This window comes from Neorickettsia risticii str. Illinois (assembly GCF_000022525.1).
GTDB lineage: Bacteria > Pseudomonadota > Alphaproteobacteria > Rickettsiales > Anaplasmataceae > Neorickettsia > Neorickettsia risticii.
Map to the genome: position 1 here is coordinate 165,929 of NC_013009.1, position 25,122 is coordinate 191,050.

The following is a 25,122-nucleotide window of genomic DNA, read 5'->3' on the forward strand; positions in this document are numbered from 1 at the left end:
GCACTAATGTCTGAAATGCCTCATTCGGGTAAATATCATTGCAATGTTGTGATGATTGGCTGCCTCTATTACTTCTTTATCTCTGATTGAGCCACCTGGTTGGATAATTGACTCTACACCATTCTTTGCTGCCAATTCTATACTATCCGCAAATGGGAAGAACGCATCCGACGCCATTGCAAGAGGCTGTCCGACTTTGCTTTTTCCTAGTGCTATTTCTACACTCTTAACGCGGCTCATTTGACCTGCACCTATTCCTACAGTTGTGTAATCATGGGCAGTCACTATCGCGTTTGACTTGACATATTTACAGATTTTCCAAGCAAAAACAAGTTGATTAAGCTCTTCATTTGTTGGTTGCCTTTTTGTGACAATCTCAAAGTCCTGAAATAATTTTGTATTTCCAGATTGTACTAAGAGTCCCCCGAGCAAACTGAGCATGTTTTTTTCCGGTGCAGTATAACTCTTGTACGTAAGAACGCGTAAATTTGGTTTGTTTGAAAAGAGAAGTATGGCGTCCTGCGTGATTCCATAGGCAACTATAACTTCAAAGAAGGTATTTAAAAGCTTTTCTGCCACGTTCCTAGTAACAATTTGATTCAATGCAACTACACCGCCAAAAGCACTCAACGAATCTGCAGCCAGTGCCTTCTCGTATGCCTGTTCCAGACTGGATTTGTGTGAGGCTACACCGCAGGGATTAGTGTGTTTGATAATTGCACAAGTAGGTTCAGTGAAGTTTGTCACAATCGACAATGCGCTGTCTAGGTCAAGCAGGTTGTTATAACTTAGTTCTTTACCCTGAAGTTTTGTGAGTGGGAACTCTCCATCAGAGTAGAAAGATGCGTTCTGATGGGGATTTTCACCGTATCTGAAGTCATTTTTTTTCATGACAGATAAATTTAGCACCTCTGGCAAAGACGTAGAGGAAGCGAACCATTCTGCTATCTTACAGTCATATCTTGCCACCCGTGCAAATGCTTTTCTCGCCATTTTACTTCTGAAAGATAAAGTTGGGTTTACGTCGAATGTGCTGTAATCGCTTGGGTCAGAGAGGACACAAACATTTTTAAAATTCTTAGCTGCGGACCTTAATAGTGAGACACCGCCAATATCTATGTTTTCTATAATTTCACTTTCTGGAGCACCACTATTTACGCACTTTTCAAATGGGTAAAGATTTACGACTACCAAATCTATTTGTTTTATTGCCAGTGTTTGCATTTCAGCTTCGTGTAAAGCCGGATCTGCTAGCAGGCCTGCGTGTATTACGGGATGCAATGTTTTCACTCTACCACCTAGTATTTCCGGTTGATGGGTATAATCAGATAAATTGGTTGCTCTGATTTGATTCTCTAGGAGATATTGATGTGTTTTTCCAGTTGCAATAATTTCAACATTTGCAGCTTGCAATTTGTATGCCAGAGGTAAAAGATCAGTCTTGTCGTAAACGGATATAAGCGCTCTTTTTATCATCTTAGTTTTTCAAGTCAAAAATACACATAGTGCTGAGCCGAGACCTTAAGTACAAATCAGAAATACTATTGGATTGTTTTTAGCACAAGTAACAGGCAAAGCGCAGAACAGCACCCTATGGATCATAGGCGGATATTAGCACCTCTACTGTTTTTTGTCTAGAATTCCAAAATAAATTTATTTTCTGCTGTTTTTATGCAAAGGAGGTCTGCTTGCTCAACGCTTATGGGACCACACCATTTCCTCGAGGACGTCAAAGCATCTAGCGGCAGTGTTTATGTGGTAGAGTTCATTCAGCTCCGCTACACAGGCTGTGGAAGTGACATTGATTTCGGTTATCCTTCCTGCAACGAGATCTATTCCTGCAAGTATGATTCCTGATTCTTTTAGGTCTGAAGCAATCTTGCAGCATCTTTCTTCTTCTACTGGGGTAAGGGTACATGAGAAAAATTCACCTCCCTGGTGCAAATTCATGATGAAACTGTTTTTGTTATGTCGCCTTAGACAGCCCAGCAAGCCTCCATTGAGTACTACAACTCGTTTATCACCTTGCTCAATCACAGATTCGTCGTATTTTTGTATCACTACCGGAGTTCCAGTTTTTTCAATTAAACTCTGAACATGAGCAAGATTACTCTCGTTTGCATCCGATATTTTTGTTACATCAATTCCACCAAAACCGTAAAGCGGCTTCACTACCACTTCTCTATGTTGTTCGATGAAGAGTTTGATATTCCATATATCGCGGGATATGAGAGTTGGAAACGTATCCTCATAGTAATCCACGAATTTTTCAGGAAAATTGCGCACTGCTACTGGATCATTTACGACCAAAGCGCCACTTCTTTCCAAGATGTATGTTGCAGTTATGTAGTCCATATTGAACGGGGGGTCGTTTCTCATTAGGAGAAGATCTAGTGTATCTAAATTAACTTCTATTTCTTCCTTAGATAACGTGATCGTCCCCTTATGACAGTCCTCCACATATTTCCCACGAGCGAAAACACGACCACCACAAATACAGAGAGTTTTTACAGGGTAGATAAAGACGCTGCACTCTCTTCCTAGAGCTTCTTCGACTAGATAGATGGTGCTTTTTCCAGGTGCGTCGAGATCAAGTACCTGTAATCCTACTTTCATGGTGATGTCCGAGCATTTTTTGTAGTCTATCTTAATTTCTAGACTGAACAAAGAGATTGTGTATTTCCATTGCGAATGTGTATGCCAATAGTAAGATTGTATCACACATGCAACTTTCTAACTCGACAGTGAGAGTATCGTTCCTTGGTATACATCATCTGCTGCTGTAAGTAGAGGCAACTATGCAGAAAAGTGCCCGTGCAGTTACATGTCGAATCATACTTGCGGGTATGAGTATTACACCGGCGATTAAGGATATCTGTGATTCAATTGGTGCTATATTTGGGTGCTGCTGTTGGATTTTTTTCAGACAGTGTTCTGTTGGATGCCATCACATGTGGCAATTGTCCCGTTTATCATTGTCCGAAAAATGGGCTTGAATGGTTCTTGGGCTACCACGATTGATATTCGGAGCAACAGAGGTGCTCAAACTGTTTACTTAGCTGGAGCGATGCCTCTTACGTTGTTATTCCTGATACTCAGCTTGTTTTGTGTCATTTTATGCTCATTTTCGAAGACAAGTAACCTGCTAAATAAGGGTTTGGTGGGATCTTGACCTTGATACTCGGAGTAAGCAAAGAATCAGGTCTCATGCTAAAGTACCTGAACCTATTTGTGATCGTGTTTGTTGTTCGCTCTATGTATGAAATGTGTCCTTGAGAGTATTCCGAATGTTAGTTTGCATGGATGGACGATATGTTATACTCTTGGGATACGTTTCTTAGTAGATCCAAGTTGAGCGTCGTAAAAAAACTGACCATCTCAGGGTGGCCCGTGTGGCCCATAATAGAAGGTGGTAAAGGTGTAGCTGTAAGTGATGGGGTTTCATCTGGTGCTTTTGCTGCTGCAGGTTGTGTAGGCACCTTTTCTGCTGTTAACGCAAAGCTCATAGATGATAATGGGGAAATTGTCCCGCTTGAGTATCATAGTAAGACCAGAAAAGGGCGCCATGACGAGCTGATGGAGTATAGCATCAAGAGTGCAATAAGCCAGGCCAGGGTAGCCCATGAGCGTTCAAAAGGAGAAGGAAGAATCCACATGAACGTGTTGTGGGAAATGGGCGGAGTCGAAAGAGTACTGGATGGCGTTTTGTCAAAGGTTAGTGGATTAATTCATGGGATCACTTGTGGTGCGGGCATGCCTTATAAGCTCGCGGAAATAGCTTCACGCTACAAATTGTATTACTACCCAATCATTTCCTCTGTTAAGGCTTTTAGAATTCTGTGGAAGCGTTCGTACAGAAAGCTTAGTGAGTTTCTAGGTGGTGTCGTTTACGAAGATCCGTGGCTTGCTGGGGGGCATAACGGCCTTAGTAACACTGATAGACCGGACGACATACAGGATCCTTATCCAAGAGTGATTGAGTTGCGTTCTTTTATGAATGAGAATGGGCTGAATCAGGTTCCCATAGTTATGGCGGGGGGTGTATGGTCGCTCTCAGAATGGAAGCATTTCATAGATAATGATGAGGTGGGTGCGGTTGCGTTTCAGTTTGGTACGCGTCCTCTTGTGACAAAGGAAAGCCCGATTCCTGCTACATGGAAACAAAAATTATTGCAAGCCAAAAAAGGTGACGTCCTATTGCACAAGTTTAGTCCCACTGGATTTTATTCATCTGCTCTAAAAAATGGATTCATACAGGCTCTTATAGATCGTTCTGAAAGGCAGATTCCATATTCCGAATCTTTAGAGGGGGAGTTTGTGCTATCCTTCGAATATGGTCCCCGTAAACGGCAGATCTTCATAAAAGATACCGACGAATCTTTAGTACAGGAGTGGCTTTCTTCTGGATACACAGAAGTTGTTAAGACTCCTGATCATTCTGTTGTGTTTCTTACACCGGATGAGTTTACGTCAATCCGGACAGATCAGATGAATTGTATGGGCTGTCTTAGCCATTGTAAGTTCAGCAATTGGAAAGACCATGATGATTACACAACAGGTGAATTACCGGATCCTAGGAGCTTTTGTATACAGAAAACACTTCAGAATATAGTGTACGGGGCCGATCCTGATACAGAGTTAGCTTTTGCTGGGCATAACGCGTATAGGTTTTCCACAGATCCTTTATATAAGGATGGACACATACCAACTGTAAAAGAACTAGTCGAGAGGATTCTTGTTGGTGAGTGAATATAGTTTCTGTGGTAGCTCTGCTACATTCGTATATGAAAATGTTTTTGTTTTCTTTCGGCAATAAAGTGTGTTTTTGGGTCAATGTATCAAGTAGCTCTATTGGAAGGGTCCGTTTTAACAGATTCGCTTGATTTATTGAAGCTCGCATGCCGATGACTTACTTGTGAATCATTTATTGGGGTTGATTTTGTTTACTCACATAGGCACTTGCCTCGTGGAAAAGGCGTGCGGAAATTGGCTTCCCTTTGTGTAGTGCCTCCCTGTTCAAAAGAGCGACAAAGTCTACTACGGCCTCTAATGACCTATCAACTCGCTGAAGAACAAGGTTTACTACCTTTTCAGACACTCTGGTTTGATAGAGATAAAATTGCTTTCTTGTCACTACCCGGAGTAGTTCATCATCCGGGGGAGGGATGGAATATGTAATACTTGCTCTCAGTCTCGAACTTAAGTCAGGTAGAACATCTGAAAAGTCCAAACTCCTTGTGGTCATAAGGAGAATTTTTCCACTCTCTATAGCGCTATTGTAAATATGAAGCAATGCTTCGATCTCCTCTTGGGTGGTTAGTTTGTCTATATCATCTATGAAACAGTGATTGTGAATTGCAAAGTGTGCCTGCTCAGTGAGATTAGACAAAATGTCAGCGCCATGCTTCGATGCCCATACTCTACCAATATGCGTTTTACCAGATTTCGAATGACCTTTTAGCACAATTGGTTTCCCACTAAATGGTGTTTCGACTAACGATTTGTAAATGGACAGATTACTTTCCGAGACAAAATAATCCGCAACAGAATAGGTATTCTGCCTAATTTGGTTATCAATCAGTATTAGTTGCTTCATCTTTATAATAGGAGCTATCTTTGTAGTAAGAGATACCTAGTCGTACAAATCCTGCAACGGTCGCTGCAACAGGAACAGCCAGTAATATTCCTGCCAATCCAAACAGCATACCCCCGACTGTCATAGAGAAGATTACCCATAATGGATGTAGGTTCACACTCTTGCTTAGAAGTTTTGGTGATAGGAACATACCTTCAATTGCGCCGCAAAAGATGAAGATCAGCGTGATTGGTAACACATCTAGGATACTTGAGGCACGAGACAGCGCAACTAGATGGCTCGTTATAAGGCCTGTTATGTTCCCAAAATATGGGATAATCGTCAGCATTCCTGTAGATACACCAATTAGGAAATAATATGGCATCCCCGCAAAAAAGAGCAGCACTGTATATAATACTCCCAAAATAAATGAAATCTTCATCTGTCCTAGTACATATCCGGAAATGCTTGCGTCCATCAGTGTAACCTGGTTGTTGAAGGTAGTTCTGTGTTTTAGAGGTATGATTTCCTTTATAGCGTTCGTCATTTTTGGCCAGTCCTGAAGGAGATAAAAGAGTATTACAGGCGTGAAAATTAGTAAGATCACAATGTTTGCTAAAACAAGCGTTGAATTCCATAAATGTTGCGTAATCTTAGTCGAAAGCTGTGGCACAAGAGATAAGAGGTACTCAAATAAGGAAGACATTCCTCTTTCTTCAAGAAAACTATGTAGGCCTGGAGAAGAGGTTTTAATTGAGTTTTCTATGTATGCAATTAGTTGCGGTGCTCCTTTAAGAAAGAGAATTAGTTGATGATAAAGCAGAGGTATAGCCAGCGAGAGAACGAGGATGACAAGTATGCTGAGAAAAGTAACAACAAGCAGGGATGCGATACCCCTAGATCCAATGAGAGCTGCCAACTTTGTTGTAGAGCGATTCAAAAAATACGCAAGAATAAATGAGAATGCGAAGGCGAAAAGCATTGGGATAAAATAAGAAAGCCCAGGTAAGTTTGTACGTTAACCTTTTAAGATGTAAATCATCCATGCCTCTGTGTCCACCGTTTTTTCACATACTGCCTTGATAGATATGAGGTTCAAGTTCGGGTATTTAGCTTTGGTGTAGGCGAAAGCATCAGTAGTGCCGGAGTCAGAATAAGCGTTAAAAGTGTCGTGAACGACAGTCCCCCTGCAACGGTTGTTGCCAAGCTTTGCCACCATTGTGTTGCTGGAGCTCCATATGATATCGTAGAATTCACCAGGTCTATGGTTATGCAGAAAACCATTGGTAAAAGTCCTAGCACGGTTGTTCCTGAAGTAAGAAGTATCGGTCTGAATCTGGATATTGCAGCTCTTATGATTGAGCGCTTTTTATCAGTGGATTCACTCATGTAATCGTTGTAGGCGTCAATGAGTAGTATATTGTTGTTCACTACTATTCCAGCTAACGAGATTATTCCTATACCGCTCATCACAACAATAAATGGTTGATGCGTTATAAGTAATCCAAATGTCACACCTCCTGTGGATAATGCAACGGCGGTTAAAATGATCAGAACTTGACAAAAACTGTTAAATTGGAGAAGTAAGATCAGTACCATACAAAGTGTGGATACAAAAAATGCAACTACCAGAAAACGAGTTGTCTCACTTTGATCTTGCTGTTCGCCCTTAAAACTGATCTTTAACTGCGATAGCTCTTTGTGCTTCTCAATTTCTTTTCTAAGCGATTTGACTATATTATGTGAAAGGAATCCCGGCTGCACATCTGAATACACATGTATAGTTGGTTCAGAGTTAAACCGTTTTACTGTGGTAGTCTTTGCTACCGGTTCCACCTTCATTAAGGATGACAGTCGAATCATCCCTTTCTGAGACGGAATCATCATGCCAAGAATTGAGGAAACACATTTTCTTTCTTCTGGGAGCGTGAGCACGATATCTAATTTTTCTTCGTGGTCATTCCCTCTGTACTCACCGACTGTTATGCCACTAGTAGCAAGAGCTATATATTGTCCAACTGTTGCCACATCGAGTCCATGACGTGCAGCCTTGTTTCTATCTATAAGCGCCTCCCAGGCCAGTTTCTGTGCTGATGTATCGTCACTGATACTCTTTGTACCATTGATTTTGCTGAGCATCTCTTCAATTGACGCTGCAGCCTGTGCAACTTCTCCGTATGACTCACCGCTTATGACAATTTTGATAGGCTTTTCCTGTATTGGTCCATCTTTTTGGGTAAAAAGCTCAAACTGAATACCCTTAATAGACTGCATTCTTCTCTCTATATCGTCGTTGATTGCAGCAATTTTTCTACGCTTTTTCCAATGCGCAAACTCGACTTGAATGCTTCCTATTACATCATTGTCTAGTGCTCCGATCTTCGTATAGCAGGTTTTAATTTCTGGCGTCTCACAGATTGTTTTTTCCGCTGTTTCGACTATTATCCTCTTTTGCGCGAGAGTGAGATTTTCGACTGCCTTGATCAAAATGGTAGAGCTTTTAGGTTCTACGTTTGGTAAAAACTGCAGTCCTTTACCAAAAACGTAATAGCCTCCAATACTCAGTACAAGGAACACGGAGATTCCTGCAACTACAGCTTTCGGGTGATCGAGGAGTTTCTCTAGCAGTCGACAGTATTTCCCGGAAATTTTTCCCATTGCTGAAGGGTCCGCTTGATCTATTGCGAAGATCTTAGAAATTTCCACTGGATCAGATGTTGATGGTGTTCCAATCATACTTCCGATAACCGGAGTAAAAACAACTGACATTAAGACTGATGCGGAAAGTGTAAAAATAAGTGTGATCGGGAGGAACTTCATAAATTCGCCTGCAAGTCCAGGCCAGAATAGCAAAGGAACTAAAACAATTAACGTAGTTGCAGTCGAAGATAGAACTGGCCAAAACATCTTCCTTGCTGACAAAGTGTAAGCTTCTCTTGCGGAAGAGCCCATAAGCATTCTTCTATCTGCATACTCATTTACTATGATTGCTGCATCTACAATCATTCCAACCGACATGATTAAACTGAAGAGAACTACGATGTTCATCGTGAATCCACCTACATATAGGAGGAAGATCGCTATGAATATCGAACCAGGTACCGTGAAAGCCGTCATAAGCGCCATCTTCCATCCTATGTAGACCACCATGATGGCAACAACCATTATAACAGTCAGTATAACGCTGTTCTTGAGGTCTGTGAGGACCTCCTTAACCTCTGTTGAGGTATCAAATTCTGTCGATAAGGAGAATCCTTCAGGGAGAGTTGCCTGCATTCTGGAGACCTCCTCTTGTACTTGCTTGACTGTTTCCAAAAGGTTCTTTCCACTTGCTTTTGACACCTCAATTACTACGGTATCCACCCCACCTATCCTTGAGAGAACTTTCTCCTTTTCAAAAACGCCATTTACATCTGCAACATCCTTTAGAGTTAGTATGTTTCCATCGTTCAGTGGTATAGGAAGTTCCTTGAGTTTATTGAGGTGAGTTACAAGTCCATTTGTGGAAACGAGATACTCATTACTAGGGAAGCTGCCTGAAAGAATAAGTGTATTATTCCGGTGTAATGTGTTTACGATATTATGCAAGCCAATGTTGTACCTAGAGAATGTCTTTGGGTCGATCGTAATTTCTACAATCTTTTTTCGTTTTCCAATTATGTTCGTCGAAAGAACATTTGATAGGGTGTTTAACCTGTTGCGTAGCCTGGTTGCAACCATTTGTGTCGCTTCGACTCCTAAATTACTTGAGACTGTAACCACAACTGCGGGGATAAGTGCAGTACTAACCTGTTCGACGGTAGGTCTTAGAGTGTCTTTGGGAAGTTTACCAACAACTTGGTCCAACTTATCTCTGATACTAGCTAAGGCTTTTGCACTATCAAATCCAACCTCAAACTCCATCAGTATGGATGAAGCGTTCTCAACGGACTGTGAGGTAATGCTTTTCAGATGTTCGACAGATCGTAGAGAATCTTCGAGTTCTTTTGATAAAAATCTTGTGCTATCCTCAGCCGACACTCCTGTCAAAACTGCATTTACCAGTATGTATGGTATTTCCATATTCGGAGTTTGTTCCTTCGAGATGACAAAACAGGAATAAACGCCAGCTGCGATCAGAATGAACCAAAGCACCAATACAGCCTTGTTGCGCTCCAAAAGAAAATCAAGCATTTGTAAATCCAATGAAGGTTACATACCTCTAAAACAGCATCACAAATTCGTCCTTAAAAAGAAACCACCTAATAATATCAATCCTACCCATAGTGAGGATACCATAAATGGTTTGACACGCGCCAGTCAAAAGTGCACCTAATACAAAACTGCAGAGCAACGACACATTTATGAAACAGAAGATCCTGCTCACAATCTTGTGTGCACGAGCAACACTACAACTGAAACACCGTATAACTTACTTATTTTGGGGAGTTCCAAGGCACTTTATCGGATAATCACCGGTAAAACAGGCATCACAAAAATCTATTCGCTTCTCACTCCCAGATACAGCCCTGTATAACCCTTCAAGTGTAAGAAAATACAAACTCGTTGCACCTAAATACACGCTCATTTCTCCTAAAGGGATGTTTGCCGAAATCAGATCTTTTTTGTTAGGTGTGTCAACTCCGTAATAGCATGGATTAAGAATCCGTGGGCTTGATATTCTGACATGTATTTCACTTGTTCCGGCTTCCCACAACATAGCGATCAGCTGCTTAAGTGTAGTCCCCCTTACTATACTGTCATCCACAAGAACCACCTTCTTTCCTTTTAGCAAGAATCTATTTGCATTGTGTTTCAATTTAACCTTCATGCTTCTCCGCTCTGGCGTGGGCTCTATGAAACTCCTGCTTGAATAATGGTTCCTTGTGATTGCAAGTTCGAGCGGTAAACGGGACTCTTCTGAATAACCGAGTGCTGCTACCATACCAGAATCAAGTACGGGTACTACCATATCGGCGTCGATTTTACTCTCACGAGCAAGCTCTTTTCCTATTTCTTTTCTTGAAGCATATACGCTACGTCCTTCTAGAATGCTATCTGGTCTGGAGAAATACACATGCTCAAAGATACAAAACTTCCGCTCCATTTCGCTAAATGGGAACAGAGATATAAGCTTTCCGTCTTTTATTCGCAGTAGCTCACCAGGTGCTATATCCCTGACAAAAGTTGCTTTGAGCATGTCCAACGCACAGGTCTCAGATGCTATGACCACCCCATCACCAAGTTTACCAAGACTAAGTGGCCTTATTCCATAGGGATCTCTTACAGCAAAGATCTCCCCTCCAACAAACAATAGTAACGAATAAGCTCCTTCAACTTGTTGCAACGCGTCCACAATTTTTTCTGTCGGAGTCTTCGCGCTAGAACGTGCTATTAAGTGCGCTATGACCTCGGTATCAACTTCAGATTGCAGAACGCAACCTTCACTCTCAAGCTTGGTTCTTATCTCATCAGCGTTGGTGAGATTACCATTATGTGCTACCACTATTTCGTAGGATTGGCATTTCAAGTACACCGGCTGGGAAAAGTCAGAGCCCCCACTCGTCGAGTATCTCACATGTCCAATTACTGTCTCAGCAGGGGGGGTGGAAAGGTCACCTGGATTGACCGACATAACCCTGCCAAAGCGGTGAACAACACTCACGCCACCATTGTGCACAAACGCGACACCAAAGGCTTCGTGCCCTCTATGCTGCAGTCCATGAAGCCCCAAGAGAGAAAGCGCAACAGCATCAGGCACACCAACAACAGCTATAACACCACACTTCTCCGTGAGCCACCCAGACTCACCCTGCGATACCATGACCTATCAACTTCCCTCAAGACGCAAGAGAAATCTCTGCTTACGCAGATGTCCGAAGACATTTGACATACACTTCTTGGCCACCTTGATCGGCATCAGAATTCTGAGTTTCTAGCTGTGCCTTAGTGACAGAAGCACCTTGCTCCGTAGTGAAGAGGCACACAACACCGCCAGTGTTTTCAGCTGTTCCAACGGATTCAACTGATTCGCTGACTGGCGTTGACTCAACAGCCTGCGTTGTGTCAGCAGGTGGAGTCGACTCAAAAGCTTGAACAGGTGGAGTATCAGCCAGAGTTAATCCACCGACGTGCGCTAGCAAATCAGCCATGTGGAACTTCTCAAGAACTGGTATAGCACATTCACAACTTGTAAGATCAACGACGTCTAGCGAACCAGCATCATCAATTTGAAAAAAAAATATTCCTTGCATCATTTTTCGGCCCTCTCAACATATGTTCCATCTTCTGTTTTAACAACTACTTGATCCCCAACCTTGATAAACGGGGGCACCATAACCTTCAGCAATCCACCATTCAGTGTGGCAGGCTTGTAGGATGATGTAACAGTTTGACCCTTCATATAAGGTTCAGTCTCCTCAACCGTGTATGTCAGGTTATCTTGCACTTTCACCCCGACAATTTTATCGCCGTGCCTAAGGAGTTTCACAACGACCTCTTCCTTCAAATACTTCTCTACATCTACAAAAAGATCAGCACCAACGGAAACCTGTTCATAAGTTGCAAGGTTCATCAGAACGATAGCACCTCCTTCTTTGAAAAGGTAGTGATATTCCTCTTCTTCTAAGAAAGCTTTGAAAACAACCTCATCAGACCTAAACCTGTGATTGACTTTGCTTGCTCCATCTATGCTCTTCATTTCGACATTGACAAAGGCGCCACCCTTGCCAGGTTTTACATGCTCTCGTTTCAAAACCTGGTACAGAGCATTTCTGTACTCTAGAACATTGCCAACCCTGATGTCGTTTCCAAGGATTTTCTGTGACACGGCGAACAAGTACAAGAAAACAGGCCAGAATTGTAACTCACATTGCACGCACTTTCAATTGCCTGGGGTCACAGTCCATGCAACGGGAAAGGTGCAGTTACAATCAGGACGTACCAGCGAGTACATCTTCTAATTTTGCAGATCGATCACCTTCCTCTTGAATCGACTTCTCCCTTGTCATTCTTAGAGCTTTTTCCTTTGGGATATTTATCTTCTGGATATCACTAACCACATCGTTCGCGAAAACTACTTTTATCACATTTGAGGAGTAGCTCTTCCTGATCCCAACAGTATCGGAGTGTGTAGCTATTCTTACGTAGTACCACGTTTCACCATCTATCAGTGTAGGATCACCTGACATTACTCTGACTACTTCTTTGCGTTCTCCGATTTTGATTGGGCTCTCAACGAGGTATCCGTGTATAGCCGTTTTTTTTGCACATGCGGAAAGGAAGAGAAGACATAGACACGTGGCGAACTTTTTTCTAGAGAGGTTAAGCATAGTTTGTCAATTAAAAAAGCAGCAAAACAGACATGAGATTTTTTTAGAAAACACACTGAAAAGGACCGTACCAGAAATGCAGCAAGTCCCACTAAGTATCAATCATATTTACTTGATGTGCGGGAAGATTAAAAGATGCCTCCTAAGTGTGATGGGTTTTGGTTAATTGGAATTTGCACTCATCGTGGCAACCTTTTTAGCCTAGAGATGTACAATCCATGTAGGTGATTGTAGAATCCGTAGTAGGGGTTAGTTTCCTGGGTTTATCATGCGTATTTTCAACATTGCTACGGTTTTAATAATCATAGTAGTTTTCATATGGGTGGATCATATTCCTTTGAACATCCGTTCAGCTATGTATGCGGTCAGCTTAACGATTCAGGATGTGATTTTAATGATCTTGCCTTTTGTGATTTTCAGTGCTCTGCTCGACTTGATAGTAAAGATGAGAGCGAAAGCATCGGGTTTGCTTGTTTCTTTTGTCTTTTTCGTTACAGCTTCAAATGTAGTGGCGATCTGTCTTGCCTATTTGGTTGGACGTATCTTTTTACCAGATGTTCAAAGCATTGTTGATGAGTCTGTTGCTGTACTTACACCTATGTGGAGGTTGTATCTTCCTCAATTGATACGCACGGAGTACGCAATGCCACTGAGTGTTGTTATAGGAACCGTGCTGCTTATGGTATTTGGTGATAGGGTGAATTTCTTGAATGATAAATTGTACAATGCCTGCAACTTTTTATTAAACAAAATCATTATGCCGGTGATACCGATCTTTATTGGTGGTCTGGCAGTCAAAATTGCGAGTGATAAGATGCTACAGCCTGTGATAGATCACTATTCAGTGATGTTACTTGTCATCCTGATTAGTTCTATTTCATATTCCTTGTTTTGGTATTTAATCCTAACTGGAAAAAAGATAGGTTCTGTTATTTTAAATGTTGCACCTGCACTGATTACTGCGTTTACGACCATGTCAAGCGCGGTGACTCTGCCGGCTCTGTTGATTGCAACAAAGAAAAATACTGACGACTCGCATGTGGCGAGTGCTATCTTGCCTCCAGCGGTGAACTTCCACGTCATGGGTGATACATTCAATATTACGATCACCTTAATGGCTATTCTCTTTACCTTTACAGGTAAAGTGCTGGGCGTGTACGATTTGTGCATATACATTTTCTACTTCATAGTTTACCGCTTTGCCACTGTGGGTATCCCAGGAGGGGGAATAATAATTTTATTGCCTTTCTTTAGTTCACGCCTTGGATTCACGCCAGAAATGTTGACGCTCATTACGACTTTGTACGTTGTTTTTGATCCTTTTCAGACGGTGCTTAACATTTTCGGTAATGGTGCCTTCGCGATTTTTTTCAGTAAGTTGTACAAGGGTAAAAGGACAGCCACAGTTAGCAAATGAGGCCTTATATTACGGAAGTCCTGCTTAAGGATTTTCGTAATCATGCTTTTTGGACGGCGTCATTTGAATGCAGGCATGTCTTGCTTTGTGGTAAAAACGGTGCCGGCAAAACAAGTATACTCGAAGCTATATCAAAGTTATCTCCTGGGTTGGGGCTCAGATCTGCGAGTAATACCGAGATGATTCGATCTGGGTCTCTTTCCTGGGAGGTAAGTCTGAAATTTGCCGGTAGCGCTGACTTGAGGGGAGTCGGAATGAGCTATTGTGAGGATAAACGAATTACTCAAATAAATGGGAAGTCCGTTCAGTGTTTCAAGAAGGTAATTGACCTTGTCAAGGTGATGTGGCTCACCCCGCAGATGTCTAATTTGTTTACTACTGATAAGTCTGTCAGGAGAAGGTTTTTTGACCGTATGGTTGCACTTTCTGAACCTCAGCACCTTGAGAATCTTGTGATGTACGAACGTTTTAAGTCGGAACGTCTGAAGATTCTTAACGCAGGTGCATCCAAAATGTGGTTAGATGTTAATGAAAAAAAACTAGCAGAGTTATGCATAGCTATTACTGATGCCAGAGTGAGTTTCATCCGACAATTGATGAGTAATTTTCCTTCTAGAGGTTTTGGTTCTCTAGAAATTAAGTTACTCTGTCCTGTCGCAAGTGCAATTGATAAGGTAGGTTCGTCTCAGCAGATGCAGAGTATTCAGTCCGCTCTTGAGAGAAGTAGAGCTGTGGATACTGTTACTGGAAAGATGCAATTTGGTGTACACCGAACAGACTTTCTTGCTACAGTACGACAAGGAGACAATACCGCTAGATGCTATTCTACTGGGGAGCAAAAGTTGCTTATTTTGGGGATAATGCTTGCTGCCGGTGAACTAATAGACATAATACTTTTAGATGATATTTTTGCTCATCTAGATCCGCAAAACTCTTCAGCCTTCCTTTTGGAAGCAACTAAAAAAAATTGTCAGTTTTTTTTTAGTGATCTCGACAACAGCAAGTTCGTTGAGTTTGCAAATGTGATACATACTATTCCGGTTTAGTAGTTAGACTGATCTCGGAACGTGTATTGTGATGCTGAATGTACAGTCTAGGCCTGATGCATCATGCTAGTAAGTACTTAGGAGAGTAATAGACTGTGATAGGTATTTTATTTCGATCAGTAGTATTTGTTGTAAGCGGTCTAGCTATATGAAAGTCTATCTGAAGAAGTTAGTCAGTTATCCTTAGGGATTACCTTTCATTTGTTTGTCTTGATGAGAAATTTTCGTTTGCGACTGCTTCGCATTAAACATTGTCCTGCTAATATTTCTAAATCGTGTTTCAGCGTCGTTTCTGCTGAGAGAAGTGGAATATGTAATAAGTGCTAAAGACTTCCGTTTACCTGATTGTTTTAAGCGAAAGTATGGTTATTTACAGAGAAACTTTTTTTGCATAAAGCCATTCTGGCTCGAAAAAATTTCACGAAAGCATTGACTATTTGTGCTAAACTTATGCTGGTCGTTCATCCTTAACTAGATGCGTGTTATTTCGGGTAAATACAAAGAGAGGAAGATAGGTCTCATAAAAGGTGTCGAAATTAGACCCACCATGGGGAAGGTGCGTGAAGCGCTTTTTAACATCATCTTACACGCGCGTTTTGTGACAAAGTTACCAGAAGAGATTCACTTCCTTGATCTCTTTACAGGTACGGGTTCCGTTAGTATAGAAGCGCTTTCTAGAGGTTTTGCCAGTGTTACAGCGATTGATATTGATACGCGGTGCATATATGCGAATCTCGAAAAAATGGCTATCCATGATGAAATCACCGTCATTGGCAGGGATGTAGTAAAGCTAGAGGAGTCAGGCAAACAATACGATGTTGTATTCATGGATCCCCCATATAACGAGAAAACACCTAAATATCGTGCATCTCAGATAACTGAGAAGAGTTTTACAGGACTTCATGAACGTGGTTGGCTTTGTGCTGGAAGTATTGTCATTCTAGAGAAACACAAGAAAGAGATATTTGAATTAAAGCATCGTGCCTTTGAGCTGATTGATTCAAGGAGATATGGGATGGCCGAGTTGCTGACATTCATTTATAAAGGATGCGATTCGCCGCCAAAAGAGTAGAAACTTGAGTGTTCTTTATTTTCGCAGGTTTAGCTTTGTCCGGGATTTGCTGAATTCAGCAAATCCCGGAATATAAAAGGGTTAATATGAATTGATTACTTGTATTCTTTGTGTTAACCCTTGATGGTAGTTTTGCGCGATCGGAGTCGTTGTGCCCGTTGAAGAGAAGGAGATCACAAGGCTGCTTTTGGATGCGTTTCCCGATGTGGATCCTGAGACTGATATGCATCTTGTTGACACTGTTGGTGATAAAGATCATTACCTCCTTAAGATCCGGTCTACATCTTTTGCTGGTAAATCAGCGGTGGAGCGCCACAGGTTAGTAGTTTCAGCGTTGGGAGAGATTCTTAAGGGAAGGCTCCACTCGATTTCTATTGAGACTAAGGTTAAGAGTTAAAAAATACGCAGTGCGTTTATCATGAGAGAGATTTTTGCGAAAATAGAGGGAATAGTTGGGCGACATGACGTTGTGCTTTTTATGAAGGGTACATCTGAGATGCCGATGTGTGGATTTTCAGGTGCTGTTGTCAATATTCTCAAAGCTTTAGGTGTCACCTTTTATGGGGTGAATGTCTTAGAGGATCCTGAGTTAAGGGAAGGAATAAAGAAGTTTGCAGATTGGCCGACCATCCCGCAGTTATACGTGAAAGGTGAGTTTATTGGCGGATGTGATATCGTCAGGGAGATGTACGAGAGCGGGGAATTGCAGACTCTTTTTGAGAATAGTTTAGCTGGCTGAAAAGCTGTCTCCGACTCCCCTTATTAACAAGGGTGGCAAAGTTTTCCTTTTGCAGGGTTGCGTTGTGTCCACCAGATCTAATGTACGTGCCTTTTAGACATAGACATCGAAACAGCATTCAATACCCAGGTCAATATGAAGAGCGTCATACCTAGTGCATATGCAGACAGACTCTCTTCAGTATTTAGTGTCTGGTCACCTGTTAAGATTGTGACAATCTGGACGGTCACCGTAGTGACTGTGTGGAGTATGTTGTAATCGATATTTGCTGAAATTCCGGTCAGCATGAGCACTACCATGGTCTCGCCCAGTGCTCTTGAGAAACCTAAGAGAACAATTGCGACTATTCCAGGTAGGCAGTTTGGCAAGACTGCTCTTAATATGATTTCGGTCTGTGTGCTACCAAGTGCTGCGGCGCCGTAATATAGGCTTTTCGGTGTTGTACGTAAAAGGTCGTCAGTGAGGGATGTGATAAGAGGAATGACCATAATGCCTATGACTATCCCAGCAGATAAAGCACTTTCAGTTGAAATGTTTAGGTGCAGAAGGTGTCCGAGTTTTTGTACCAAGGCCGGCACAAATGTCAGGGAAAAGTAGCCGTATATGACGGTTGGTATGCCAGCCATTATTTCTATTATCGGCTTGATCACATTTCTCACCTTTTTTGGTATGAAGTAGGTTAATGCTATGGCTGCTCCTATACCTATAGGTGTGCCAACTATACTACCAATTAAAGCCACCATTGTTGTTCCAAAAAGTAGTGGTAGTATACCGAAGAGTTTTTCGACTTGCCCGTCCACAATTGTTCCGTTTGGTGCCCAGACGGTCCCAAAAAAGAAATCCGTTGGCGAAACCACACGGAAGAATGAAACTGTCTGCGTCACAAGTGACAAAATGATCAATGCTGTGACCATCGAAGTTGCGATCAACGCAACTGCAGCACACAAGACAAATGTTCTCTTTGACCAGAGCAAAAGAGCAAAAAAAATACCCAGAAATAGGATAAAGGTACTACTAAAGGAAAAAGCTAATACTGCAGACACGAGTAGCATCAACGCTGTATTTAGTCTAATTGCACGACTTGTACTATCCACAAAATCACGACCGCCTTTCCGCTCCAAGGTTTACACACTTCTTGTGCTTTTTCTAGTAATTCTGATTAGTATATGTACAAAAATGGTCTACCTATTACATGGGTGAGGAGGTGATATGAATAGTCTACAAGTATGTGGAATAGGAACTGAGTTACTGTTTGTTTCCTGGTTAAAAAGTGTTATAGCTTGTTAGAACCTTTAGTAAGTTTTTTATAGAATCGTGCTTGATGTTTGATTTCACACGTGTTTTGTATCTTAAGTTTATAGGGAAATTCACTTTTTCGTTCGTTTGTTTTTTGCTTTTCTTGGTTCCTGCACTAGCTGTGCCAAGAATTGGGATTTTCTCTACGGACTTATATGTTTATGAGCGTGAAGCTTTTGGAGTAGAAAAATTTTTTAAACTTCCAGAGGCACTTGGGCATGACTTTGAAGTTGTGATGGTAGATTACAACTTAATTCATTCCGATTACCTTAAGAAAAACAAAAAAGTTCCGTTGGAGAAGGTGCTTGAGAATGCCCTAGAAGTAAAAGGAGTGAAACACCTGATCTTGCCAGGTGATGTGTACAATGTGCATATGTCTCCCTTACATCCAACTTCCACAAAGGGCCATATGTACAAAGCGTTGCTTGGACTTGTAAAAGAAAATAAGGTCTCCATCTTTGGAATTTGTGGAGGTATGCAACAATTTTTTAACGCCGATGGTATTCGCATATTGAATCTATTGCAAATGGGTATTGCGGAACCTCATAAAAAGCAGAAAGATCCAAATTCAGCGAGCACCCCAAGCCCATATCCGGATAGGTTGATCAGAAAAGTTATGGTCAATCCTGCAAGTAAAGTAGGTGCGATTATTTCTCAGGTACCTCTTGAGGTCACAGCGAATGGCTGGTTGATCCTTTATGTTCCGGAGCTGCATTCAGAAGGTGTTGCGCTCGATAAGGATAATCTCAAAACGCTGCGAGATTCTGGTTACAACGTGGTTGGCTTTGCTGAAGATGGTGTCATTGAAATTGTGGAAGATCGGCACGGTAATTTTTATTTTCAGCCCCATATAGAGAGTTTTTTGCTTGAATTTACGCCGGAAAAAATAAGTGAGCTGCCGGAGAAATTACTAAGCAGTGTTGATGCAGCGAAGTATTTGCTTCTCCATTTCATCGGGTCGTAACGTCCCTATATGTGCCGTATTTGTACCTGGAGTTGAATCGGATATAAGTTTTGCTGAAAAAATTTTCTTCGTATCTTAGTAGATATGTGCGGCTATCTAAACGGATTTCTCGGATGTTACTATTGTTTGCACTAGTTTCTGTATCGAGATGCACCTGAATGTCGTGCTTCCGCTCCCATTGGATAGTGGGTTTCTGTACTCTTCTGAGCATTTTGATGTGTATGTGGGTAGTCTTGTTAAAGTTGATTTCCGTGGGAGGAAAATAACAGGGCTTGTCACATCAATAGTACCAGAGGATGATCATGAATACGTTGTAAAAGAAATCTTGGCTGTAGAGAAGATACCGCCTTTTTCATCTGAGTATGTGCAATTTCTCTCTTGGATTGCGTGTTACAATTTCACCAGGGTTGGTTTGGTACTACGTTCCGCACTCATTAAGGATATTCCTGATAGTGCTGCATATATTTTGACTAACGATAATATTGAAAGATCCTCTTTAACCACGGCAATGTGCCGTGTGCTCGGGTTATTCAGGGGAAGTAGGTATATCACTTCGGATGCACTAGATGCAGCAAAGATCCAAAAGAAAACAGTGCAGAAACTTATCGATATTGGGGCAATAGAGCGTGTTCATGCAGCAATTAGTGAGATGAAAGCCGTACCGGAAGAGTTAAAAAAACTCGAGTTCGAGCTTTCCGATGAGCAGAGTGCTGCTAGAGAAAAAATCTGTATGGATGGGTTTACTGTATACCTTTTGGATGGTGTTACAGGTTCGGGTAAGACGTTAGTTTATCTTTCGGCTGCACTTGAGATTCTACAGCGGGACCCAGCTGCGCAAGTTATAATGCTTTTTTCCGAGATAGCTCTTGCTTCTTATGTTTTTGAGCGAGTCAAGAAAAGTTTTCTCGGGATGGTTGAAATTGTAGAATGGCATTCAGAACTCTCTCCTGCACGTAGGAGAAAGAACTGGTATAAAGTCGTAACAAATAAAGCCAGACTGATTATTGGAGCAAGGTCAGCAATCTTACTTCCAATACCAAATTTACAAATGATTGTTGTAGACGAAGAACACGATCAATCCTTCAAACAGGATCAAGGAGATTTTACATATAATGCCAGGGATCTGGCCATAATGAGAGGTAAGTTATTTGATATTCCAGTAATTTTATCATCAGCCACACCATCTTTGGAAAGCTATTATAATGTGCAAAAAAAAGGGTTTGTCCATCTTAAGTTGGAGCGCAGATTTGGCGGAGCTCAGCTTCCAGATGTAAAGGTAGTGGATATGCGCAAAGCTCAAAAAGTGAGTCAGCATATTTCTCATGAGTTGTATGAAGAATTGAAGCGTACTTTTGATTCTGGCATGCAGAGCCTTTTGTTTCTCAACAAACGAGGCTATGCATCGATAATAATATGTTCGAGTTGTGGTCATAGAATGAAGTGTCCCGACTGTATTGCATGGCTAGTTGAACATAAACAGAACAACACACTTTTATGTCACTTGTGTGGTTTCAAACGCCCCATGATAACGAAGTGTGAGGAATGTTCATCGGATACGATAATATCATTCGGTCCTGGAGTAGAGAAAATTGCCGAGGAAATTGGTGAAATCTTTCCAAGTAAGAAAGTGGTTATCATGAGTAGTGATACAAAGATTACTGAAAACATCGGAAAAATAGAAAAGGGTGATGTCGATATAGTGATTGGTACACAGATTATTGCTAAGGGTTATGATTTTCCCAGACTCACTCTTTTAGCAATCATTGACAGCGATGTTTCCATGCATGCAGGTGATTTGCGTAACTCGGAAAAGAGTTTTCAGATATTGCAGCAAGCTATCGGACGTGTCGGTAGGAGAAAAGTGTATCCTGGTAGGGTGGTGCTACAGAGTTATTCTCCAGATAGTGTTGTAATAGAGGCTTTAAAAAACAACGACAGACAAACTTTCTACGAAGAAGAGCTTAAAATGAGACTAGCTGAGGAAATGCCTCCTTTTAGTAGGCTCATTAGCATCATTATTTCTGGGTTAGTGGAAAACGAAGTCACTAAGTGTGCTAAGAAAATAGCAAAAGCTATTGTTCCGATGAGAGAGATAAACGTTTTTGGACCTTGCCCTGCTGCAATAGGGGTGAAAAAAAACCAATTTAGATATAGAATTCTTATTGTTGCCCCTAAAAATTTTTTCTCTCGTGCTATTTTAACAGATTTACTTGCTCGATTTACCACTGAGAAAAAAGTAGGGATACAGATTGATGTGGATCCCATGTGTTTTTTGTGAGTTCTATATAAGTAAAATACTTTACATGAACTATAAAATTAATTACCCTACAAAGGTTCTGGTTTTGAACGCTGAAGTTTTTTGTTTGTGTATCGTCTGGTCCGTTTCTTTGCCTTATACTTGCTATAGCATTCTCTTTTTTGGACCTGCTACGCGCGCTTTTGCAGTAGATTCTTACCTTGTTTTCTGTCTTGGCTTGTAAATATGAAAACTCTATCTGGACTTAAGAATGGCATTGAAGGTCAAGTTTCTCCACCATTAGGTGAGATCGATCGGGCTATGGAGAAGTGCCTTGAAACTTATGTGAAACTAAATAGGGTACGGAATTCTCTTGTTCTTTCGCAAGGTATAGTTGAGCACAAAAATATACCTGAGGATGTGAGGCCTCTACTGTCGGTTGTTCTAAAAAGAAAACTTAGCAAAGTTGTAGGGAGCTATATAAAGCTTAAAAAGCTGCAGAGAGCTTTTGTCTGTGCGGAATTGGCTGCATTATGCGTATTCATAGTTGGTAGCTTGACTATTTTTATAGCGTTGCTGCGTCCTAATTTATTAATGAGCAGCACATTGGATAGAGTAGTGGAGATTGCCTTCTTTTGTGGTACCTCTGTTTTTTTTGTGGTTTTTCTTTTGAGGCGCCTTCTTTTGCCTAGAATACGTGCAGGGATAGTGGAGGGCATTGATTGTTATGCAGAAATACTTGATCCAAACAAGGAAAAGTTAGACAAAGCGATCTGTAAGGTAAGGGAGGATTGTAAACCTTCTCATCCTATTAAGGCCGAGAGAGTAGCTAATTGTCTTCGGTTTTTTACTCTTCTTGGTGGTTTAGTGCTTGAGCTTCTGCTTGTTATTGATCTGTTTCATGATTTCGGTTTGAAAAGAGCACATGGAGACTTTTTCTTTACGCTGGATGATACGCTAGAGCTACTCTTTACAGTTGTTGGGTTGTTATGCGCATCACTGTCTCTCTACTCACATTACTCAAAGCAGCAGAATAAAGGCGCGGACAAGGAAGATTGTGCATCAGCAAAAAAAGCGCCGTTTCTGCAAAGGGGTCCAAATGCGCTGTGGGTGTTTCTTGGTACTGGTTTCCTGTCTCTTGGGAACAGAATACTTAGAGGCTTGGAGGGTACCGGCCGTGTGAAAATATCCATACCTGGGGGACTCGTACGTGTTGGTCTTTTGTTTGCCGTGTTGTTATGTCTACTTGATATATACTTGACGTGCGGGACGCAGGAGGAGCTCATCACTTCTGATCTTGCTGATGTGAATGTGAGTGCGCGTGTTGTGCCTGTAACGACAGACATCGTTCCATAAAGGGATCATAGTTTTACTCCTAGGATGGAAAGGAGCTCAACAACCATTTTCTGTCCTAGGATGATTACTAATGCTGAAATAAAGAGTCCTACAAATGACGTTACTATTCCTAATATACCGATTACCCCATCTCTATTTAATACTCCGAGGGACATCAGCGCGATTCCCCCCGCTGGGATGAAGTTTGTTAATGGTAATGGAATTGCAATCGAGATAGCGCATATCAGGGAGATAATACCGTAAATTCTCTCACCAAAAGTGTTGTTCAAAATAGGGAATCTGGGACGCGTGAATTTCTCTACTTTGCGCAGTATTGGGACCGTCTTCTCAATCAAGAAAGCGAGACTTTTGCGCTTCATTGATTTTTCCCCAAGAAATTTCGGTAACCACGGAGAATCACATCCAAGAACGATTTGCACAGAAAAAAACAATATAGGGATTGAGAGAACAGTTGTGTAGCCAGGTGGAACAGGCAATGGTATTGAAAGCGGTAGCGAAAAAAGGAGAAGTAGTAGTGCAAACCCACGCTCATGTAGGGCGTGCTTTATTTCAAATAGAGTAATAGAGTCCGCTACGCCATGTACGACGACTGATTCCAATACATCGGAAGTGTTTCGGTCCTTATCCATTTGTAAAAACCTTAGAACTGCCCTTTCTTTTCTTAATGGCAGCTTTCATGTTAAAAACACACACGTGATCACTTCCATGCCGCAACGTGAACAATGGTGCGACCTCTTGCACTACTAGATATTTACCCGAAACATGGTAATTCACCAAAGCCTCATACCCTTGCGAATCAACTCGAAAAACAGCTGGCAGGTTTGCATTTACACTTGGGAACTGCATATAAGTAAAGCGTCCATCATCAAAAACCTTTAGGGGCTTTATTGGATCATATCCAGAAAGTTTATACTCGAAATTCAGATATGCTTTTTTGCCAATGTCAAGCTCAGTACTTCCACCAGCTTCGTTCTGCATGCCTGTAACGCCAGTATTTTGTATACTGACGGCATGTGAAGGATATCGGAAGCGTACTTCGTATGCTAGCTCTGGGTCGTACACATCCCGAGCTTCCTTGGCGTTGAAGACAAAATGATAAACCCGCTTGCTTGTAAGAATCGTGACGTTTGTTGTTGCGTTGTCTTCGATGGGTTTAAGGAAGAGTCTATTACCCTGAGTATCAAGCTGCCAACCGGTCGAGTCGCCCATAGAAATAGTGCTTATCACTTCTCCATCCTCGAAAACTATGCTGGACTGGTAGCCGAAAAATCCAGTGTACGTGTGAATACCATTTGGATTGTAAACTATCTCCTTTATGTGCGGAGTAGAGGCCAATGAGCGAGCCTTTTGGTCAGCAAACGCAGGCAAACAGAGCATGAGCTGTAGTGTGAGTAAGATGGCAAAACTATTGGATCTCTTCATAACCGCTTACTATTAATTCTAATGGTGCGATGTTTCTATGCGCCAAAATAACATCTGTCGTCCTGAAAGCAACCTTTACCGTTTTTTCTTGGTTCTTACTACCATCTTCATAGGATCTTACCTTTGCTACAGCTACTTTTCCACTAGTCTTGGTATCTTTATGAATTTGCACGTCAGCTATTTCGGTGCGTTTGTTCATTGTATTGGTAATCCCAGATCTGGATTTAAGGAATTTCTCATAAACCATATGAGAAGAGTTTAGTTGTATAAATTTGTCTTCTTGTCCTGTCCCTTCTTCCCATACTTCTATGTACTCCGAGAGTAAATATCTGTCTATGACCGTCTGCAAGTCATTATTTTTTTTGTACACGTCGTACAACCTGGTGGTTTTTATATTGTCTGTGTCTATGCTGTCCGTGTAACGAAGAAAGTTAGTAGTTGTTTTAAGTGGTAGGATAGAATATATGTTCAGTCCCATCACACAGAGTGTGGAAAAAAGGAGCGCGAGAAACATAAGCAACCAGACGCGTTCCACGAAGACATAATAGTTCTTTGTACAGTGCCATGAGAGGCCCTCTTTGTAATACTTACCTCCTTCAACAAGAGCTTCTTTTAGATCTCGTTCGTGCATGAGAAGTTTTCATTTACTGGATTCGATAATATAACCTATACTGAGCGTATATGATAAT

General features: G+C 41.5%; 22 protein-coding genes. 9 read left to right on the plus strand and 13 right to left on the minus strand.

Translation table 11 applies throughout. The annotated features are described in order from the left end of the window. Window positions 1–3: 3 nt before the first annotated feature. Together purH and NRI_RS00765 are read right to left on the minus strand one after the other, a co-directional pair. Entirely contained in the window at window positions 4–1,476 is a 1,473-nt protein-coding gene (purH, locus tag NRI_RS00760) for a bifunctional phosphoribosylaminoimidazolecarboxamide formyltransferase/IMP cyclohydrolase (RefSeq protein ID WP_015816062.1), read from the minus strand. Window positions 1,477–1,692: 216 nt separating this feature from the next. Continuing rightward, entirely contained in the window at window positions 1,693–2,616 is a 924-nt protein-coding gene (locus NRI_RS00765; RefSeq protein ID WP_015816075.1) for an ATP-grasp domain-containing protein, read from the minus strand. Window positions 2,617–3,303: 687 nt separating this feature from the next. On the opposite strand from NRI_RS00765, the gene NRI_RS00775 reads away from it, so the two are divergent. Beyond that, entirely contained in the window at window positions 3,304–4,749 is a 1,446-nt protein-coding gene (locus tag NRI_RS00775) for an NAD(P)H-dependent flavin oxidoreductase (protein ID WP_015816076.1), read from the plus strand. A 175-nt stretch (window positions 4,750–4,924) separates the two neighbouring features. Here NRI_RS00775 and NRI_RS00780 read toward each other — a convergent pair whose 3' ends face one another. The 7 genes from NRI_RS00780 to NRI_RS00810 all read right to left on the minus strand — a co-directional run bounded on the left by NRI_RS00780 (window position 4,925) and on the right by NRI_RS00810 (window position 12,885). Then, complete coding sequence (locus NRI_RS00780) at window positions 4,925–5,596, minus strand: P-loop NTPase family protein (protein WP_081436396.1); 672 nt, start codon at window positions 5,594–5,596, stop codon at window positions 4,925–4,927. Then, window positions 5,574–6,563, minus strand: a complete 990-nt coding sequence (locus tag NRI_RS00785; RefSeq protein WP_407635194.1) for an AI-2E family transporter — start codon at window positions 6,561–6,563, stop codon at window positions 5,574–5,576. The genes NRI_RS00780 and NRI_RS00785 overlap by 23 nt, the downstream gene beginning before the upstream one ends. Before the next feature lie 107 nt (window positions 6,564–6,670). Then, complete coding sequence (locus NRI_RS00790; RefSeq protein WP_015816065.1) at window positions 6,671–9,748, minus strand: efflux RND transporter permease subunit; 3,078 nt, start codon at window positions 9,746–9,748, stop codon at window positions 6,671–6,673. A 238-nt stretch (window positions 9,749–9,986) separates the two neighbouring features. Next, on the minus strand, window positions 9,987–11,378 hold the full coding sequence (purF, locus tag NRI_RS00795) for an amidophosphoribosyltransferase (protein ID WP_015816078.1): 1,392 nt from the start codon (window positions 11,376–11,378) through the stop codon (window positions 9,987–9,989). Between the two features lie 40 nt (window positions 11,379–11,418). Continuing rightward, the gene (locus tag NRI_RS00800; protein ID WP_015816066.1) at window positions 11,419–11,811 is read right to left on the minus strand and encodes a hypothetical protein; all 393 of its coding nucleotides are present in this window, start codon (window positions 11,809–11,811) and stop codon (window positions 11,419–11,421) included. Beyond that, window positions 11,808–12,383: an elongation factor P gene (gene efp / locus NRI_RS00805; RefSeq protein WP_148205704.1), complete on the minus strand. Its 576-nt coding sequence runs from the start codon at window positions 12,381–12,383 to the stop codon at window positions 11,808–11,810. Before efp ends, NRI_RS00800 begins: the two co-directional genes overlap by 4 nt. 103 nt (window positions 12,384–12,486) lie before the next feature. After that, window positions 12,487–12,885: a hypothetical protein gene (locus NRI_RS00810; RefSeq protein WP_041351406.1), complete on the minus strand. Its 399-nt coding sequence runs from the start codon at window positions 12,883–12,885 to the stop codon at window positions 12,487–12,489. 268 nt (window positions 12,886–13,153) lie between these two features. On the opposite strand from NRI_RS00810, the gene NRI_RS00815 reads away from it, so the two are divergent. The 5 genes from NRI_RS00815 to grxD all read left to right on the plus strand — a co-directional run bounded on the left by NRI_RS00815 (window position 13,154) and on the right by grxD (window position 17,159). Next, window positions 13,154–14,302 carry a cation:dicarboxylate symporter family transporter gene (locus tag NRI_RS00815; RefSeq protein WP_015816068.1) on the plus strand — a complete coding sequence of 383 codons (1,149 nt, stop codon included), beginning with the start codon at window positions 13,154–13,156 and terminating at the stop codon, window positions 14,300–14,302. Then, window positions 14,299–15,348, plus strand: coding sequence for a DNA replication/repair protein RecF (gene recF / locus NRI_RS00820; protein ID WP_015816081.1), 1,050 nt, complete (start codon window positions 14,299–14,301; stop codon window positions 15,346–15,348). The genes NRI_RS00815 and recF overlap by 4 nt, the downstream gene beginning before the upstream one ends. Window positions 15,349–15,823: 475 nt before the next feature. Next, a complete protein-coding gene (locus NRI_RS00825) occupies window positions 15,824–16,420 on the plus strand; it encodes an RsmD family RNA methyltransferase (protein ID WP_015816069.1) in 597 nt (198 codons plus the stop codon). A 151-nt stretch (window positions 16,421–16,571) separates the two neighbouring features. Beyond that, window positions 16,572–16,817, plus strand: a complete 246-nt coding sequence (locus tag NRI_RS00830) for a BolA/IbaG family iron-sulfur metabolism protein (protein ID WP_015816082.1) — start codon at window positions 16,572–16,574, stop codon at window positions 16,815–16,817. Window positions 16,818–16,838: 21 nt separating this feature from the next. After that, window positions 16,839–17,159, plus strand: coding sequence for a Grx4 family monothiol glutaredoxin (grxD, locus tag NRI_RS00835; RefSeq protein WP_015816070.1), 321 nt, complete (start codon window positions 16,839–16,841; stop codon window positions 17,157–17,159). Between the two features lie 77 nt (window positions 17,160–17,236). Here the strand turns inward: grxD and pstC are convergent, their stop codons facing one another. Beyond that, the gene (gene pstC, locus NRI_RS00840; RefSeq protein WP_015816083.1) at window positions 17,237–18,280 is read right to left on the minus strand and encodes a phosphate ABC transporter permease subunit PstC; all 1,044 of its coding nucleotides are present in this window, start codon (window positions 18,278–18,280) and stop codon (window positions 17,237–17,239) included. Between the two features lie 200 nt (window positions 18,281–18,480). On the opposite strand from pstC, the gene NRI_RS00845 reads away from it, so the two are divergent. The 3 genes from NRI_RS00845 to NRI_RS00855 all read left to right on the plus strand — a co-directional run bounded on the left by NRI_RS00845 (window position 18,481) and on the right by NRI_RS00855 (window position 23,011). After that, on the plus strand, window positions 18,481–19,419 hold the full coding sequence (locus NRI_RS00845; protein WP_015816071.1) for a hypothetical protein: 939 nt from the start codon (window positions 18,481–18,483) through the stop codon (window positions 19,417–19,419). A gap of 148 nt (window positions 19,420–19,567) precedes the next feature. Continuing rightward, complete coding sequence (priA, locus tag NRI_RS00850) at window positions 19,568–21,697, plus strand: replication restart helicase PriA (protein WP_015816084.1); 2,130 nt, start codon at window positions 19,568–19,570, stop codon at window positions 21,695–21,697. 204 nt (window positions 21,698–21,901) lie between these two features. Continuing rightward, complete coding sequence (locus tag NRI_RS00855; RefSeq protein ID WP_015816072.1) at window positions 21,902–23,011, plus strand: hypothetical protein; 1,110 nt, start codon at window positions 21,902–21,904, stop codon at window positions 23,009–23,011. A gap of 5 nt (window positions 23,012–23,016) precedes the next feature. Here the strand turns inward: NRI_RS00855 and NRI_RS00860 are convergent, their stop codons facing one another. Genes NRI_RS00860 through NRI_RS00870 form a run of 3 tightly spaced genes read right to left on the minus strand, consistent with a single transcriptional unit; the run spans window position 23,017 to window position 25,064 of the window. Beyond that, window positions 23,017–23,640, minus strand: a complete 624-nt coding sequence (locus tag NRI_RS00860) for an exopolysaccharide biosynthesis protein (protein WP_015816085.1) — start codon at window positions 23,638–23,640, stop codon at window positions 23,017–23,019. Continuing rightward, window positions 23,633–24,433 (minus strand): TrbG/VirB9 family P-type conjugative transfer protein, encoded by an 801-nt coding sequence (locus tag NRI_RS00865; RefSeq protein ID WP_015816086.1) that lies wholly within the window; start codon window positions 24,431–24,433, stop codon window positions 23,633–23,635. Before NRI_RS00865 ends, NRI_RS00860 begins: the two co-directional genes overlap by 8 nt. After that, window positions 24,417–25,064 carry a conjugal transfer protein TraJ gene (locus NRI_RS00870; protein ID WP_015816099.1) on the minus strand — a complete coding sequence of 216 codons (648 nt, stop codon included), beginning with the start codon at window positions 25,062–25,064 and terminating at the stop codon, window positions 24,417–24,419. The genes NRI_RS00865 and NRI_RS00870 overlap by 17 nt, the downstream gene beginning before the upstream one ends. Between the last annotated feature and the right edge of the window lie 58 nt (window positions 25,065–25,122).

What these genes read in the sequence shown, in the direction of transcription:
- purH (WP_015816062.1), bottom strand. Translation starts at nt 1,476, where the DNA reads ATGATAAAAAGAGCGCTTATATCCGTTTACGACAAGACTGATCTTTTA.
- NRI_RS00765 (WP_015816075.1), bottom strand. Translation starts at nt 2,616, where the DNA reads ATGAAAGTAGGATTACAGGTACTTGATCTCGACGCACCTGGAAAAAGC.
- NRI_RS00775 (WP_015816076.1), top strand. Translation starts at nt 3,304, where the DNA reads ATGGACGATATGTTATACTCTTGGGATACGTTTCTTAGTAGATCCAAG.
- NRI_RS00780 (WP_081436396.1), bottom strand. Translation starts at nt 5,596, where the DNA reads ATGAAGCAACTAATACTGATTGATAACCAAATTAGGCAGAATACCTAT.
- NRI_RS00790 (WP_015816065.1), bottom strand. Translation starts at nt 9,748, where the DNA reads ATGCTTGATTTTCTTTTGGAGCGCAACAAGGCTGTATTGGTGCTTTGG.
- purF (WP_015816078.1), bottom strand. Translation starts at nt 11,378, where the DNA reads ATGGTATCGCAGGGTGAGTCTGGGTGGCTCACGGAGAAGTGTGGTGTT.
- NRI_RS00800 (WP_015816066.1), bottom strand. Translation starts at nt 11,811, where the DNA reads ATGATGCAAGGAATATTTTTTTTTCAAATTGATGATGCTGGTTCGCTA.
- NRI_RS00810 (WP_041351406.1), bottom strand. Translation starts at nt 12,885, where the DNA reads ATGCTTAACCTCTCTAGAAAAAAGTTCGCCACGTGTCTATGTCTTCTC.
- NRI_RS00815 (WP_015816068.1), top strand. Translation starts at nt 13,154, where the DNA reads ATGCGTATTTTCAACATTGCTACGGTTTTAATAATCATAGTAGTTTTC.
- recF (WP_015816081.1), top strand. Translation starts at nt 14,299, where the DNA reads ATGAGGCCTTATATTACGGAAGTCCTGCTTAAGGATTTTCGTAATCAT.
- NRI_RS00825 (WP_015816069.1), top strand. Translation starts at nt 15,824, where the DNA reads ATGCGTGTTATTTCGGGTAAATACAAAGAGAGGAAGATAGGTCTCATA.
- grxD (WP_015816070.1), top strand. Translation starts at nt 16,839, where the DNA reads ATGAGAGAGATTTTTGCGAAAATAGAGGGAATAGTTGGGCGACATGAC.
- NRI_RS00845 (WP_015816071.1), top strand. Translation starts at nt 18,481, where the DNA reads ATGTTTGATTTCACACGTGTTTTGTATCTTAAGTTTATAGGGAAATTC.
- priA (WP_015816084.1), top strand. Translation starts at nt 19,568, where the DNA reads ATGCACCTGAATGTCGTGCTTCCGCTCCCATTGGATAGTGGGTTTCTG.
- NRI_RS00855 (WP_015816072.1), top strand. Translation starts at nt 21,902, where the DNA reads ATGAAAACTCTATCTGGACTTAAGAATGGCATTGAAGGTCAAGTTTCT.
- NRI_RS00860 (WP_015816085.1), bottom strand. Translation starts at nt 23,640, where the DNA reads ATGGATAAGGACCGAAACACTTCCGATGTATTGGAATCAGTCGTCGTA.
- NRI_RS00865 (WP_015816086.1), bottom strand. Translation starts at nt 24,433, where the DNA reads ATGAAGAGATCCAATAGTTTTGCCATCTTACTCACACTACAGCTCATG.
- NRI_RS00870 (WP_015816099.1), bottom strand. Translation starts at nt 25,064, where the DNA reads ATGCACGAACGAGATCTAAAAGAAGCTCTTGTTGAAGGAGGTAAGTAT.